This window comes from Stenotrophomonas sp. 3diitr2024 (genome assembly GCF_042136455.1).
In the GTDB taxonomy this organism is placed as follows: Bacteria; Pseudomonadota; Gammaproteobacteria; order Xanthomonadales; family Xanthomonadaceae; genus Stenotrophomonas; species Stenotrophomonas sepilia.
Genome location: NZ_JBHHMJ010000270.1, coordinates 1 through 14,074, shown reverse-complemented (window position 1 = coordinate 14,074; position 14,074 = coordinate 1). Strand labels below are relative to the sequence as shown.

General features: G+C 67.8%; 18 protein-coding genes and 2 pseudogenes. 13 read left to right on the top strand and 7 right to left on the bottom strand.

Annotation, left to right across the window (positions count from 1 at the left end):
• The 3 genes and pseudogenes from ABGA94_RS06315 to ABGA94_RS06305 form a co-directional block, all read left to right on the top strand.
• Nucleotides 1-140 (top strand): annotated as a pseudogene (locus ABGA94_RS06315) (sensor histidine kinase KdpD); the annotation flags it as partial.
• Nucleotides 132-266 (top strand): annotated as a pseudogene (locus tag ABGA94_RS06310) (glycosyltransferase family 2 protein); the annotation flags it as partial. The pseudogenes ABGA94_RS06315 and ABGA94_RS06310, both read left to right, overlap by 9 nt.
• A gap of 333 nt (nt 267-599) precedes the next feature.
• Entirely contained in the window at nt 600-1,316 is a 717-nt protein-coding gene (locus tag ABGA94_RS06305; protein ID WP_111128667.1) for an ABC transporter substrate-binding protein, read from the top strand.
• Here the strand turns inward: ABGA94_RS06305 and ABGA94_RS06300 are convergent.
• Nucleotides 1,300-2,211: a LysR substrate-binding domain-containing protein gene (locus ABGA94_RS06300; RefSeq protein WP_032954576.1), complete on the bottom strand. Its 912-nt coding sequence runs from the start codon at nt 2,209-2,211 to the stop codon at nt 1,300-1,302. The two genes, ABGA94_RS06305 and ABGA94_RS06300, sit on opposite strands and share 17 nt — an antisense overlap.
• Nucleotides 2,212-2,309: 98 nt before the next feature.
• Between ABGA94_RS06300 and ABGA94_RS06295 the strand changes: the two genes are divergently transcribed.
• Entirely contained in the window at nt 2,310-2,453 is a 144-nt protein-coding gene (locus tag ABGA94_RS06295) for a hypothetical protein (RefSeq protein ID WP_005419683.1), read from the top strand.
• A 7-nt stretch (nt 2,454-2,460) separates the two neighbouring features.
• On the opposite strand, the gene ABGA94_RS06290 is transcribed toward ABGA94_RS06295, so the two are convergent.
• Nucleotides 2,461-3,027, bottom strand: coding sequence for a GIY-YIG nuclease family protein (locus tag ABGA94_RS06290; protein WP_005419685.1), 567 nt, complete (start codon nt 3,025-3,027; stop codon nt 2,461-2,463).
• Between the two features lie 133 nt (nt 3,028-3,160).
• Here ABGA94_RS06290 and ABGA94_RS06285 point away from each other — a divergent pair, with 133 nt between their 5' ends.
• Entirely contained in the window at nt 3,161-3,943 is a 783-nt protein-coding gene (locus tag ABGA94_RS06285; RefSeq protein WP_375366692.1) for a D-alanyl-D-alanine carboxypeptidase family protein, read from the top strand.
• A gap of 13 nt (nt 3,944-3,956) precedes the next feature.
• Here ABGA94_RS06285 and ABGA94_RS06280 read toward each other — a convergent pair whose 3' ends face one another.
• Nucleotides 3,957-4,550 carry a TetR/AcrR family transcriptional regulator gene (locus ABGA94_RS06280; protein ID WP_065178823.1) on the bottom strand — a complete coding sequence of 198 codons (594 nt, stop codon included), beginning with the start codon at nt 4,548-4,550 and terminating at the stop codon, nt 3,957-3,959.
• Nucleotides 4,551-4,566: 16 nt separating this feature from the next.
• A complete protein-coding gene (locus ABGA94_RS06275; protein WP_072167285.1) occupies nt 4,567-5,163 on the bottom strand; it encodes an NAD(P)H-dependent oxidoreductase in 597 nt (198 codons plus the stop codon).
• Nucleotides 5,164-5,288: 125 nt separating this feature from the next.
• On the opposite strand from ABGA94_RS06275, the gene ABGA94_RS06270 reads away from it, so the two are divergent.
• Nucleotides 5,289-5,822 (top strand): hypothetical protein, encoded by a 534-nt coding sequence (locus ABGA94_RS06270; RefSeq protein WP_375366690.1) that lies wholly within the window; start codon nt 5,289-5,291, stop codon nt 5,820-5,822.
• A gap of 33 nt (nt 5,823-5,855) precedes the next feature.
• Here ABGA94_RS06270 and ABGA94_RS06265 read toward each other — a convergent pair whose 3' ends face one another.
• A complete protein-coding gene (locus tag ABGA94_RS06265; RefSeq protein ID WP_375366689.1) occupies nt 5,856-6,683 on the bottom strand; it encodes an oxaloacetate decarboxylase in 828 nt (275 codons plus the stop codon).
• Nucleotides 6,684-6,848: 165 nt separating this feature from the next.
• Between ABGA94_RS06265 and ABGA94_RS06260 the strand changes: the two genes are divergently transcribed.
• The 4 genes from ABGA94_RS06260 to accC all read left to right on the top strand — a co-directional run bounded on the left by ABGA94_RS06260 (nt 6,849) and on the right by accC (nt 10,289).
• Nucleotides 6,849-7,577 (top strand): DOPA 4,5-dioxygenase family protein, encoded by a 729-nt coding sequence (locus ABGA94_RS06260; protein ID WP_375366688.1) that lies wholly within the window; start codon nt 6,849-6,851, stop codon nt 7,575-7,577.
• A 351-nt stretch (nt 7,578-7,928) separates the two neighbouring features.
• Entirely contained in the window at nt 7,929-8,372 is a 444-nt protein-coding gene (gene aroQ / locus ABGA94_RS06255; protein WP_375366687.1) for a type II 3-dehydroquinate dehydratase, read from the top strand.
• A 59-nt stretch (nt 8,373-8,431) separates the two neighbouring features.
• Nucleotides 8,432-8,911 (top strand): acetyl-CoA carboxylase biotin carboxyl carrier protein, encoded by a 480-nt coding sequence (gene accB, locus ABGA94_RS06250; RefSeq protein ID WP_111128641.1) that lies wholly within the window; start codon nt 8,432-8,434, stop codon nt 8,909-8,911.
• A gap of 10 nt (nt 8,912-8,921) precedes the next feature.
• On the top strand, nt 8,922-10,289 hold the full coding sequence (gene accC, locus ABGA94_RS06245) for an acetyl-CoA carboxylase biotin carboxylase subunit (protein WP_005419697.1): 1,368 nt from the start codon (nt 8,922-8,924) through the stop codon (nt 10,287-10,289).
• A gap of 129 nt (nt 10,290-10,418) precedes the next feature.
• Here accC and ABGA94_RS06240 read toward each other — a convergent pair whose 3' ends face one another.
• Both ABGA94_RS06240 and ABGA94_RS06235 read right to left on the bottom strand, forming a co-directional pair.
• Complete coding sequence (locus ABGA94_RS06240) at nt 10,419-10,793, bottom strand: hypothetical protein (protein ID WP_069139635.1); 375 nt, start codon at nt 10,791-10,793, stop codon at nt 10,419-10,421.
• Entirely contained in the window at nt 10,790-11,755 is a 966-nt protein-coding gene (locus ABGA94_RS06235; protein ID WP_065178827.1) for a hypothetical protein, read from the bottom strand. Before ABGA94_RS06235 ends, ABGA94_RS06240 begins: the two co-directional genes overlap by 4 nt.
• A gap of 164 nt (nt 11,756-11,919) precedes the next feature.
• Here ABGA94_RS06235 and prmA point away from each other — a divergent pair, with 164 nt between their 5' ends.
• The 3 genes from prmA to fis all read left to right on the top strand — a co-directional run bounded on the left by prmA (nt 11,920) and on the right by fis (nt 14,041).
• Complete coding sequence (gene prmA / locus ABGA94_RS06230) at nt 11,920-12,840, top strand: 50S ribosomal protein L11 methyltransferase (RefSeq protein WP_134956219.1); 921 nt, start codon at nt 11,920-11,922, stop codon at nt 12,838-12,840.
• 42 nt (nt 12,841-12,882) lie between these two features.
• Nucleotides 12,883-13,650: a DUF3426 domain-containing protein gene (locus ABGA94_RS06225; protein ID WP_069139634.1), complete on the top strand. Its 768-nt coding sequence runs from the start codon at nt 12,883-12,885 to the stop codon at nt 13,648-13,650.
• 115 nt (nt 13,651-13,765) lie between these two features.
• A complete protein-coding gene (fis, locus tag ABGA94_RS06220; protein ID WP_005419706.1) occupies nt 13,766-14,041 on the top strand; it encodes a DNA-binding transcriptional regulator Fis in 276 nt (91 codons plus the stop codon).
• The last annotated feature ends 33 nt before the right edge of the window (nt 14,042-14,074 follow it).

The following is a 14,074-nucleotide window of genomic DNA, read 5'->3' as shown; positions in this document are numbered from 1 at the left end:
GCGGCGTCGACCTGGTGGTGGGCCTGGTGGAAACCCATGGACGCACCGATACCCAAGCCCTGTTGGAGGGCCTGCCGCAGCTGCCGCTGAAGGACGTGGCCTATCACGGCCATGCCCTGCAGGAGATGGACCTGGACGCCGATGAGCGGATCAGCCCGGAACTGCGTGAGACCATCGAACAGGCCCGCGACGGTGGCTTCGCTGGCCATGCCGGCTATCGCTTCGCACGCCTGTCGGAGTACTTCGGCAAGTTCCTGCGCCATGGCAAGTTCGACCACAGCCGCGACGCGGCGGCAGCATAGGGGCGGGGGAGGCAGGCCGCCCTGTAGAGCCGGGCCAATGCTCGGCTGAGCTTGGGCGGCTGGGCCAACAGCAGCCGAGCGTGGGCTCGGCCACGCGCCAGTCGCCTGCGTCGACCGGTCCGAAGCGCAGCTCAGCTCCCGCTCGCAGTGCACGCTCCAGGCTCACCTCCAAGTCCATGCCCACACCTGCGGCCTCGTCGGCAAACGGAAGGTAGGCCATCCTGCAGTCGTGCAGCATGACGCCCCTTGCAGGGCAGTGCTGGCATGCTGGGTGCCCCTTTCCTCGCGGAGTCCTGCATGTCCCTGGCCGATCACCAAAGTGCGCTGGCACCGCAGGGTTTCCTGCGCGTGGCGATCAACCTGGGCAACCCGGTGCTGGCGCAGGGCGATGCGCACTCACCGCGCGGACCGTCGGTGGAGCTGGCCACGACATTGGCGCAGCGCCTGGGTGTGCAGGCACGCTTCACCTGTCACGATGCCGCAGCCTCGGTGGTCGCTGCGGCAGGCGAAGACGGCTGGGATCTGGCCTTCCTGGCCATCGATCCGGCACGCGCCGACCGCATCGCCTTCAGTGCTCCGTACGTGGAGATCGAAGGCACCTATCTGGTGCGCGAGGACAGTCCCGCGCAGCAGGTGACCGACCTCGACCGCGAGGGGCTGCGCATCGCGGTGGGCCGCGGTGCAGCCTACGACCTGTTTCTCAGCCGCGAACTGCGCCACGCCACGATCGAACGGGCCGAGACGTCGGCGGCTGCGATCACCCTGTTCGATCTGCAGCGCCTGGATGCCGCCGCCGGCGTGCGCCAGCCGCTGCAAGCATGGGCGCGGGCGCATCCCGGCCACCGCGTGCTGGCCGACCGTTTCACCGCGATCCAGCAGGCGGTGGCGGTGCCGGCATCGCGCCCCGCAGACGCGCTGCAGTCGCTGTTCAAGGAAGTGGAGGCGATCAAGGCCGGCTCGCTGCTGGAGGAGGCGTTCGCGCGCGGCGGGCAGGCGGTCACGCTGGTGCGATGAGTGTAGCGTCCGCCATGTGCCGCACGTGTTCGGCAGCCTGCGCGTGCAGCCAGTCGCGGAAGGCAAGAAAGCCGCGGTGGCGGGCCGAACGCTGAGGGTAGACCAGCCAATGCGGCCAGGCGGTTTTCAGGCGCAGGTTGGACAGCGCAACCAGTTGGCCGGAATCCAGCAACAAGCGCGCCCGCGTCACCCGCCCCAGCGCCACGCCCACCCCGTCCAGCGCCGCACGGTGGTGTGCCTCCGAATCATCCAGCACCGCTACGAAGCGCGACGGCGGGGTCTGCCCGCTCAACGCGAACCAGGCCCCCCACGCACCATCGGGGTCCCCCAGCAGTGGCCACTGGTTCAGTGGCACCCGGTCGATCCCTCCCATGCGTTCGATCAGCGCCGGGCTCGCCATCGGCAGCAGCCACTCGTCGAACAGCGGCTCAACCACCAGGCCCGGCCACTGCCCGCTGCCCAGCCGCAGCGCGGCGTCGAACTGGCGCTGGCGCTCGAAATCAATCAGGCGCTCACTCGACTGCAGGTTGATCTCGATCTGTGGGTGCTCAGCCACGAAGTGACCCAAGCGCGGCACCAGCCACGCCGACGCCATCGACGGCACCGCACTGATCGTCAGCACGTGCTCGGCGCGGGCCGCATAGGGCTGGAAAGCTTCGTTGATCGCATCCAGATGCGGGCCGACCTGGTCGAGCAGGCGCTGCCCCTCCAGGGTGAGGGCGACGCCACGCGGTTGGCGGACCAGCAGTGGCTGCCCGAGCCGCTCTTCCAGCTGGCGCATCTGATGGCTGAGCGCACTGACGGTCAGATTCATCGACGCCGCTGCCCGTGACAGGTTGCCCAGCCGCGCGGCGGCCACGAATCCCTGCAGGGCATGAAGGGGCGGACGGGACATCAGGCTTGAATTCCTCTCAAGGCATGCTTGCGGAAATGTCGCTTTTTGCGCTTCCATGCTGCCCGTATCGTGCAATCCACTCAAGTGGAGGCACGCTCATGAACATCTTCGGCAGCCTGTTGTTCCTGCACGGCCATGTGGCCAACGCCGAGCTGGCACGCCAGCTGGCCAGCCCGTCCACCGCCTCCCCTGCGTGCGCGGCGCAACCGGCCGCGCCGGTTCAGCAGCCGGGGACCCGTTGAACGCGGCTCAACCTGTGTACCAGCGTTGGACGTATTCAGGCAGCCAGGGCATTGGATCGATATCCAGTGCCCGGCAACCGTCGAGCGTGTCACGCAGCACGCCCTCACCGGGGCCACCGGGAATCCGCAGGCCTTCTTCTTCCGGAAGCTGCACCACAGCCCAGTCGTGCAGCCGGTCCATGCGCAGGCGCAGCGCCGCCTGCAGCCATGCCTTCAGCGGGTAACAGCGATAGCCTTGTTCACCCAACGCAGCAATTGCCAGCGACAAGGCTTGGTTGGCACCACGTACCCATTCAGTACGACCCCCAGCCTTGTGCTGGATCGTCATCGGTGCCGGTGCGCGGTGCGCCTTGAACGGCGAACGCAGCTGCAGCTCCAGATCACGTGCATCGCGCTCGCCCTCCGCTTCCACCAGCGCACCGGCATCGAGGTCGAAGAACTCGAACCATCGCCGATGCAATGCGCTGATGCGTCCGAGCGGATCACGTGAAAAGCCGATCTTCGCGTAGTCCTCCCACGCACACGGGAAGACGTAGGTGAACACACGACCGTCGATGCGGATATCCGATTGCATGTGCGCAGGCTGCCTCGACCCCAGCCCGGGCGCAACCGGGCGTTGCCGTGGACGCTGCAGCGCTCCGGCAGTGCGGCTTCGTGCAGCCGGCACGAACTATTCTTGCTGACCGTCGCTGCCATCTCCGCCCGCCATGCCGTCTGCTGCGCCCGCCCCCCTACCGATTTCGTCCATCACCCTGGAAGCGGCAACCTCCGCGGTGATCCACCAGCACAACGCTGAAGCCGCGCGGCAACCGGCATCGCTGACCAAGCTGATGACCGCCTACGCCGCCTATGCGTGCGTCGAAGAGAACGGACGCTCGTGGGACGACCCGGTCACCATCGCCGCCGACGATGTGCATGCCGTGGCCGATGATGAAACGCGCATGGGCCTGGTGCCCGGCGAGACAATCACCCTGGCACGCCTGCTGGAAGGGTTGATGGTGGTTTCCGGCAATGACGCTGCATTGGCGATCGCGCGTCACCTGGACGGATCGCAGGCCGCATTCCTGGAACGCATGAACCGGCACGCACGCCAGCTCGGGCTGCGCAGCACCTGGTTTGCCAGCGTGTCCGGCATCACCACACCGCACCATGTCTCCAGCGCGCGCGACATGGCGGTGCTGGCCGCCCGCCTGTTGAACGACCATCCGCAGATCCTGGCGATCACCGCGCAGCGCGCGTTCGCCCATGGCAGCTTCAACCGCAGCAACCAGAACGCCCTGCTCGGCGAAGACGGCGTGGACGGCTTGAAGACCGGCTACACCCAGGCCGCAGGCTTCTGCCTGGCCGCCACCGCGTGCCGGCCAGTACCCGGGCGGGACCAGCCGGTACGGCTGATCACCGTGGTGTTGGGCTCTGCAAGCCGCGACGCGCGCGACGCACTGGTGCGCGACCAGTTGGCCGCGGGATTCGCCGCCCTGGCCGGCAGCTGACCGCGCGTGCGGCTCAGCGCCGCTTGACCGTCGCCACGATCAGCCGCTGCAGCTCGGCCACGGCACCGGCCTTGTCCAGCGCGCCGGCAGCCACGCCCTCTGAAAGGGCTTCAGCCGCACCGAGAATGGCCCAGCGCCCGGCCAGCGACACCGTGCCGTCGGCCGCGAACGGGCCCAGCCAGACCTGGCAGTTGTCGATGAAATCCTGCTGGTAGCGCCGCCGCACCTCATGCAGTTCCGGCGCCCCCACCAGCGCGGCGAGGATGCCTTGCACTTCACTGCCCTGGCTGAGGACGCAGTCGATGTAGCCGGAGGCGATAGCCGCCGCCCGATCGACCAGTTGCGCCCGGGCGCGACCGATACGCTCGTGGAAGACCACGGTCTGGCGTCCGTCATAGTCATCGTAGAGCGCCGCCAGCAAGCCATTGCGGGTCACGAAGTGATCATAGGCCACAGGCTTGGTCACGCCCGCCGCTTCGGCCAGCCGCCCCAGCGTCAACGCTCCGGTACCTTCTTCGCGGACCAGTGCCCAGGCCACATCCAGCAACTGGCGGGTGCGTTGCTCCCGGGTCATTCGGCGGCGCGTGGGGGTGGCGTTGGCGGGCATCGGCGGAGCACGGCGATCAGCGCATCGGAACACCAATTTTACGGCCGATCGCCAGCGCGGTCTGCAGATGCGCTTCAGCGGCACCGGTATCGGCGTCCAACAGCAGGTGGGACGACAGCACGCGCGCGCCGCAATAGTCGAAGATGCCCATGTCGATCTGGGTCCTCATTGCCGCGTCGTAGCCACGACGTTCGACCATGGCTGCGTCGGCGCCGCCCAAGCCGACCAGATGCACATTCAGGCGCTGCAGCTTCTTCACCAGCCTGCCCTGCGCATCCTGTGCGTAGGCCCAGTCGTTGGTGAACACACGGTCGATCCAGCCTTTCAGCAGCGCCGGGAACGACCACCAGTACAACGGGAACACCAGCACCAGCGTATCGGTGGCATCCAGCCGCGCGTGCTCGGCAGCGACATCGGCCGGTACCGCGCCGGTGCTGCGGAACAACGCCTGGTCCTGCGGGTTGAAGCGCGGATCGAAGCCTTCGGCCATCAGGTCGGCATAGGCCACGGTGTTGCCGGTGTCGGCCGCGGCAATGGCATCACCGATGCGACGCGCCATCGCGTGGGTCAGCGAACCGGGCTCAGGGTGGGCGATGACAATGAGGCTGTGCATGGAGATCTCCAGGAATCGATACCTACCAATGGTAGGTAGCGATTCCGGGGAAACCAGCGCCACCGATGGGACGCTGTTTTCGCGTCCAACGTATAGTGCAACGATGCCCTGTGGGACATCCGGACATGGATCGACGCCTGCCCCTGGCGATACTGACGCTGCTGCTGTCGCTGTTGCTGCCATCCGCCTTCGCGGGTGAACTCAGTCCCAGTGACGCGAAAGCCCTGCGCGAAGATGTGCGCGCCCTGATGACTGCCTACGCCCGCGGGGATGCGGACTTCCTCATCGAGCGCACGCATCCCAGCCTCAAGCGGCTAGCCGGCGGCGATGAGGCCTTCCAGGCGATCACCCGCGATGCGTGGAAGAAGCAGCACAGCGGCGGCGTGGTGGTCATCAGCGAGGACGTCGGTGTGCCGACCCGGACCTATGCGGCCGGGGAGGAAGAAGTCTGCTTCGTGCCACGCCAATCCCTGGTACGGGTGCGTGAAACCCCGATGCGCAGCACCACGTTCATGGTGGCCGTGCGCCGCATTGGCGGTTCCGGGTGGACATATCTGGACGGCACGGGGCTGCAGGACAATCCACGCCTGCTTCGCCAACTGCTGCCAGCGTTGGAACCCGGCGTGATCCTGCCCAAGCGGGAGATCGAGGCGTTGTAGTCGCCGGCCCTTCCCGCCATGCAGGGCGCGGGGCTACTGGAACAACGCGTTCAAGGCCGCCCCGGACGCCGCCTGCTGCAGGCCATCGAAGCGTCCGTCCTGCACGATCGGCTGGGTCGCCTGCATCAGTCCAGCCCACGCGGCACGCGCCAGCGCACCGCCCAGGCTGACCCGGCGAACGCCAAGTGCGGCGATGTCCTGCAGGCTCAGTGCTGTGGGGCCAGCGACCAGCAGGTTCACCGGCTTGGAGCCCGCGGCGGCGACCACCGCACTGATCTGCTCGCGCGTACTGATGCCCGGTGCATACAGCACATCGGCTCCGGCCTCGGCATAGGCACGCAGGCGCCGCAGGGTGTCCTGCAGATCCGGTACGCCCACGAAGAAGTTCTCCGCTCGCCCGACCAGCAGCACGTCGCCGCCCGCGCGGTCGATGGCCGCACGCGCCGCGCGCAATCGCTCGACCGCCTGCTCGATGGGCCTCAGTGGTGCATCGGCCAGGCCGCTGGCGTCCTCGATCGACAACGCCGCGATGCCGGTATCGAGCGCCGCGGTCACCGCCTCCTCCACCGCGAGTGGCGTAGCGCCGAAACCATCACCGAAGTCGGCATTCAATGGCAACGGGGTCGCCGCCGCCATCAGTCGCAGGTGCTCCAGCGTGGCCTGCAGCGATACCGCGCCGTCCGGTCGCCCCTCACTCCAGGCGCAGCCGGCACTGGTCGTGGCCAAGGCCTGGAAGCCCTGCCGTTGCAGATAGCGCGCACTGCCGACGTCCCACGGATTGGGCAGCACGAAGCATCCTGCTGCATGCAACTGGCGGAAGCTGGCGCGCTTGCGCAGGGTGTCGGCATCAGGCGAGGCCATGGCGGGCTCCGGGGCGGCAAACCTGCACCCTAGCCCGCCGTTCGGTCGCGCTCAAGGCGACGAAGGCAGCCGTGCATGAAGTGATGCCGGCTGCTTATTGGACGCCACCGGCAGCCGTGCCCGAGCGTGGACGCCTGCCCCCCCAATGCCGCCACGGAGCACCTCATGCACCCGGACCCGCAGCCCCTCATCGACCCGGGCGACGATGACGCCCACTGGGCCGACCTGCTTTCGCCCGCCCGCCGGCGTCTGATCGCGTCGGCCGGCCTGGCCGCCGGCGGCCTGGCCAGCGCGTCCACCGCCACCGCCGCCGCGCGCGTCGGCAGCGCCGTGAACACCACCGAGCCCGGACGACCCGGCTTCCGCGCCATCGTTCCGCCAGCGTCCAAGGGCCGCAGCCCCTGGGGCCAGGCCACGGCCAGCGAACCGACCCCGCGCCCGGCCAGCGTGCGCCCCGGCGAGGCCACGTTGCCCACCGCCCCGCGCGCCTACACCGACATCAAGAGCTACCACGCCCATATCTATTTCGATGAGGACAGCTTCGAGAAGGCAGCCCTGCTGCGGCGCTGGGCCGCCGAGCGCTTCCCGGTGGAGCTGGGCAACTGGAACCTGGAGCCGCGTGGCCCGCACGTCACCCCCTCTTTCTACTTCGGCTTCACCAACGACCTGCTGCCGGTGCTGGTGCCCTGGCTGCAGCTCAACAGCCTGGGGCTGACCATCCTGATCCACCCCAATACCGGCGACGGTCGCGCCGATCACCTGTACTACGCGTTGTGGGTGAACCGCGCTCAGCCGGTGAACGCCTACAACTGGCCGGCGCCGCAGCCGGGGGAACAGGAGCCGTTGGAGGAGGTATTCCCGAACGTGGTGCCGACGGTGCCGCTGGAAACCTGAGCGGATGTCCGATTGGGGCGCTGGGGGTGTGCAGCGCACCTTGGGCAGCCCCCTCGGTGGCTGCGTAGCTTGCTGCGCACCGCACTTCCTTCATCCACGCATGGCGTGGATCTACGGCATCATGGGCCGTTGCGGCATCGCCCCTCGCCCGGCCCTGCCGTGATCGTCGGCCTATGTGCTCGCATCCACCGCCTGCACGACGTTCAGCGCGCCTTGATCCGGCGTCCGCCATACAGCCACAGGCCCTCCGGCACGTTTCAAACATACGATTGAAACGCTGCAAACTTCGCCGAACTGGACAGCATCCGCCGGTTCCGCCAGACTGCCGCCCTTTCCCGTCTTCCGGATCCCATGGCGAAGCTGCTGGTCCTGCACGGCCCCAACCTCAACCTGCTCGGCACCCGCGAGCCGGAGGTGTACGGCCACACCACGCTGGCCGACATCGACCAGGCCCTGGCCGCGCAGGCATCCGCTGCCGGGCACGCCGTGGAGAGCCTGCAGTCCAACGCCGAGCATGTGCTGGTCGACCGCGTGCAGGCTGCGCGCAACGACGGAACCGCTTTCATCCTGATCAACCCCGCCGCCTTCACCCACACCTCGGTGGCCCTGCGCGATGCGCTGGCAGCGATGGCGGTGCCGTTCATCGAAATCCACCTGTCCAACCCGCATACCCGCGAACCCTTCCGCCAGCACAGCTTCTTCAGCGACAAGGCGGTGGGCGTGGTGTGTGGCTTCGGTGCCGACAGCTACCGCTACGCGATGGACGCGGCGCTGCTGCGCGTATCCGCCACCTGATTGTCGACCCGGGCGCCCACGGCGCTCTCCTCACCTAGATAGAAACCAAAGAGGCCCTCATGGATCTGCGCAAAATCAAGAAGCTGATCGACCTGCTGGAAGAGTCGAACCTGGCTGAAATCGAAATCAAGGAAGGCGAAGAGTCGGTGCGCCTGTCGCGCGCTCCGGTCGCTGGTTATGCCGCACCGGTCGCTGCTCCGGTGTACGCCACCCCGGCGGCGCCGGCGGCGCAGGCCATGCCGATGCAGTCGCCGACCGAAGCGTCCACCGGCGGCACCGCCAAGCCGGGCCCGGCGCTGCCGGAAGGCCACGTGCTGCGCTCGCCGATGGTCGGCACCTTCTATGCCTCGTCCGCCCCGGACAAGCCGGCCTTCGTCACCGTGGGCCAGCAGGTCAAGGAAGGCGAAACCCTGGCCATCATCGAAGCGATGAAGATGTTCAATCCGATCGAAGCCGACACGTCCGGCACCATCGTCGCCATCCTCGGCGAGAACGGCCAGCCGGTGGAGTTCGACCAGCCGCTGTTCGTGATCGGCTGAGGGGCGCGCCATGCTCGACAAAGTCGTCATCGCCAACCGAGGGGAGATCGCGCTGCGCATCCTGCGCGCGTGCCACACCCTCGGCATCCGCACGGTGGCCGTGCATTCCACGGTCGACCGCAACCTCAAGCACGTGGCCATGGCCGACGAGTCGGTCTGCATCGGTCCGGCGCCGTCGCCGCAGAGCTACCTCAACATCCCGGCACTGATCGCCGCTGCTGAAGTCACCGACGCCCAGGCCATCCACCCGGGCTACGGCTTCCTGTCGGAGAACGCCGACTTCGCCGAGCGCGTGGAAGAGTCGGGCTTCATCTTCATCGGCCCCAAGGCTGACACCATCCGCATGATGGGTGACAAGGTCGAAGCCATCCGCGCGATGAAGGCCGCCGGCGTGCCGTGCGTGCCCGGTTCGGGCGGCCCGCTGGGCGATGACATCGTCGCCAACACCAAGATCGCCCGTGAGATCGGTTATCCGGTCATCATCAAGGCGGCCGGCGGTGGCGGTGGCCGTGGCATGCGCGTCGTGCACGCCGAAGCCTCGCTGAAGACCTCGATCGAAACCACCAAGAGCGAGGCCAAGGCCGCGTTCGGCAATGGCGAGGTCTACATGGAGAAGTTCCTGGAGAACCCGCGCCACGTGGAGATCCAGGTGCTGGCCGACGGCCAGGGCAACGCCATCCACCTCGGCGAACGCGATTGCTCGATGCAGCGCCGCCACCAGAAGGTGGTGGAAGAAGCACCGGCACCGGGCATCACCGCCGAACAGCGCGAGCAGATCGGCAAGGTGTGCACCGAAGCCTGCATCCGCATCGGATACCGCGGCGCGGGCACGTTCGAGTTCCTGTACGAGGACGGCCGCTTCTACTTCATCGAAATGAACACCCGCATCCAGGTGGAACATCCGGTCACCGAAATGGTCACCGGCATCGACCTGGTGGCCGAGCAGCTGAAGATCGCCGCTGGCCAGAAGCTGTCGATCAAGCAGAGCGACGTGGTACTGACCGGCCATGCCATCGAATGCCGTATCAACGCCGAAGACGCTGAGACCTTCGTGCCGAGCCCGGGCACCATCACCGGCTTCCATCCGCCGGGGGGTCCCGGCGTGCGCGTGGATACCCATATCTACAGTGGCTATCGCGTGCCGTCCAACTACGACTCGATGATCGGCAAGCTGATCGTGCACGGCCCGGACCGCGAAACCGCCATCGCCCGCATGCGGGTGGCGCTGAGCGAGATGGTGGTCGATGGCATCAAGACCAACATCGCCCTGCAGCAGCGGATCATGCGCGACAAGGGCTTCCAGGCCGGTGGACAGAACATCCACTACCTGGAAAAGCGCCTTGCCGAACGCAAGAACAAGCCGATCGCGCTGACCTGATCGTCACCCGATGCTGGACATGGAAAGGGCGGGGATATTCCCGCCCTTTTCTGTTTCTGTAGAGCCGAACCCATGCTCGGCTTGCCGCAACGCACAGCCGGGCATGGGCTCGGCTCTACAGTGAGCGCATCAGCGCTTGTCGGCCACGTCGGCCGGAATCTGCGAATTGGCCAGCGGCCGCACGCCATTGGGCGAGGTCGGATCGACGATCACCATGGTCTCGGTCGAGCCATCCGGCCACACTACCTGGAAGGTGCTGCCAGCCGGCAGTGAAGCGAACGGCATGCCCGTCTGCGCGCGATAGACCGCAGCGACCTGGCTGGCGCCGGCGCGGCGCACGTCTTCCTGCGCCTTCACCGTGGTCAGTTCCACCTTCGACAGATGCCGGTACCGATCCTCGTAGGTATCGATCATCAGCAGGCCGACCGCACCGGCAGAGTAGGCCACGAACAGCGCCACCCAGAACCAGAACTTGGCCCCATGCAGGAATCGACGGTAATTCATCGCCCGTCCCTCTTTCCAATCAATCGCTTGATCCATTCCTTCATTTTCCCAGCACCTTGCCGCGATACCGCAGCGTCATACACGAAATCCCGGAAATCCTGCGCTCCATCCTGCGAACAGATCCCTCCGTTCGCACAAAAACTGTTGACCAGCACGCTGTCCGCTCCACACGGTAGACCGAGTTCGCAGGCCGCAAGCCGCCATGCAAGCTCACTGAGCTGTTCGCCCGCCACCAGGCCGTCGAGTGCGCTGTCACCGGCGGCACGCACGCCCATGCCCGGCGCGATCGCCATATAGGCCTCCGGGTCACGCGAAGTGCGCACGCGCTCGACCAGGTCGCGGCGGTACTCGGCACTGTCATGCAACGGCTCACCCTCGGCGAACAACGATGCTTCTGCGGCCAGGTTGCCCTGCGCGGCCGCCTTGCGGCGTTCGGCCAGCACCAGCGCAGCGCCCAGCTTGTCGCCCGGAACGAAGCCGCCACACCGCTGCGCCACGCGCTCGCGGGCCTCGATCATCGCCGGCGCCGCGGTCAGGCCCAACCCGCTCAACACGTTGTTGTCCAGGCGGTAGCCACCCGGATCGAGTGCGTACTGCGCGCAATAGTCGTACACGCGGCTGAGCATCCAGCGCGCTTCATGGTTACCTGTATCGGCCTGCACGCGCAGTCGCTGGGCGTAGGCGTACAGATCGCTGGCGTCTTCGATGTCGGCGCGGAGGTCCAGCGGCAGGCCCGACGGCAGCGTGTTGCCGCGCTCGACGGTGGCCAGCCGGCGCGCCAGGGCTTCCGGCACCACCGGCAACGCCGCTCCGCTGTCGCGGCTGGCCACGACGGTCGGCAGGTCCGGCGACGGTGATGCCACGCCCGCCGCATGGCCGCTGGCCCGGTACCCGGCCACGCCCAGCACGGCCACCGCCGGCAGCACGAGCAACCAGGTTTTCAGGGTCGGGGCGAAGGCCATCGGCGGCGGTGAGCGTTCACGGCGCACAGGAAAGTGACGAGTTTAGCAAGGCCCGGCAGGCCTGTCTGAACTGCCCCCGTTCATCTCAAGGTGGCATCTCACGCGATACGGAGACGCTCCGATGGTCTAGCATGGCCCCCTTTCCCGTGATTGCCCCCACCGCCATGCCGTTCCTGGAACTGACCCTGCGCTGCACCGAAGCCACCCAGCCCCGCTATGAAAATGCGCTGGAGGACGTCGGCGCACTGGCTGTGACCCTGCTCGATGCCGAAGCCGACACCAGCAACGAACAGGCCATCCTCGAACCCGGCGTGGGTGAAACGCCGCTGTGGGACACCCTGGTGCTGAGCGCACTGTTCCCCGCCGACAGCAATGCGCTTTTGCTGCTGGCCGCGCTGGAATCGTTCGATCCGGAACTGGACTGGAGCAACGGCAGCTTCCGCGCCGTCGAGGATGAAGACTGGGAGCGCGCCTGGCTGGACCAGTTCCAGCCGATGGATTTCGGCAGCCGTACCTGGATCGTGCCGTGGAACCATGAACTGCCGGACGCCGCGCAGGCCGCCGATGCCGCCGTGGTGCGGCTGGACCCGGGCCTGGCCTTCGGCTCGGGCACCCACCCGACCACCGCCCTGTGCCTGCGCTGGCTGGACCAGCTGGCCGTGGACGGCCAGTTGCAGGGCCAGCGCGTGCTCGACTTCGGCTGCGGCTCGGGCATCCTCGCCCTGGCCGCGCTGAAGCTCGGTGCCGCCGAAGCGATCGGCGTGGACAACGATCCACAGGCACTGGTCGCCACCGCCGACAATGCCGAGCGCAACGGCGAGCAGGCGCGCATGCACGTGTACCTGCCGCAGGACGAACCGGTCGCCACCTACCCGATCGTGGTCGCCAACATCCTTGCCTCGGCACTGGACGCGTTGGCCGAGCTGCTGGCCGCGCGCGTCGCTGCCGGCGGCCGCATCGCCCTGTCCGGCATCCTGCATGGCCAGGAAGGCGAACTGCTGCAGCGCTACGCCGCGTGGTTCGACGACCTGCAGGCGACCCAGGATGGCGACTGGATGCGCATCACCGGCATACGCCGCGCCTGATCGTGATTGAATGACCGCTGGATCCGAGCCCGCACCCTGAGCATGTCCGAGCCGAACCCGCCGCGCCGCCCGTTGGCCACGTTCCTGCGCCCCGCGTCGGAAGGCGAGGCTGCACCTGCGACCGATTCACGCACGCCCGACCCGGCGATGGATGACATCCCGCCAGCCCAAGCCCGCGCCCCCCTCGAAGCGGCGCTGCCACCGATGGCGGAAACGCGACAGTGCGATGACATCGTCAACCCCGACGAAGCGGCCGTGATCGAACCCGTCCTTGCCGCTCCGGCCCCGCAGGCCGTGGCCGGAGATGCACCCAGTTTCCTGGGCACCTCGCGGCCACGCGCACTGCCGACGCCACGCTGGCACTGGGGGCTGGTCGCCGGACTGGCACTGCTGCTGGTCCTGCAGAGCGTTCTGGCCGATCGTGCGCGACTGGCCGCCGACGCCGGCAACCGCGCCTGGCTGGGCGCACTGTGCGGCGTATTGCGCTGCAGCCTGCCGGCCTGGCATGAACCCACTGCGTTCACCATGACCAGCCGCGAGATCCGCCCCGTGCCGGGCCAGGCCGGCGTACTGCAGGTGCAGGCCAGCATCCGCAACGATGCGCGCTGGGCACAGGCCTGGCCGGATCTGCGCCTGTCGCTGTCCGATGCCGATGGCCGGGTGATCGGCAGCGGCGTGTTCGCACCGGCGCAGTACCTCGGCGAGAACCCCGGCGCGGCCGTGCTGGAACCTGGCCAGAGTGCACGCATTGCGTTCCGCGTGCAGGAACCCGCCGCATCCACCGTCGCATTCACCTTCGACTTCCTCTGAGCAGGATAGAGGCGACCAGCCGTGGCAGGTCGGGCACGCTCGCGCTAGACTGGCCGCCACCACCTCGTCCGGCCGCGCGCTCCGCGCGCACGGGCCAACCGAATCGGGAACCCCCTTGAACGCTGTCCTCTCTCGTCCTGACAACAGTCGTGGCGCACCCCGGCCACCGCTGCGTGAACACGTCGCCCAGTCCGTGCGCCGCTACCTGCGTGACCTTGATGGCTGCGACGCGGACGATGTCTACGAGATCGTGCTGCGCGAGATGGAAATCCCGCTGTTCGTGGAAGTGCTCAACCACTGCGAAGGCAACCAGAGCCGCGCCGCGGCGATGCTGGGCATCCACCGCGCCACCCTGCGCAAGAAGCTGAAGGAATACGGCATCAGCGCGTAAGCGCGCGTGGGTAGTGGGGGGGGGGGGGGGGGG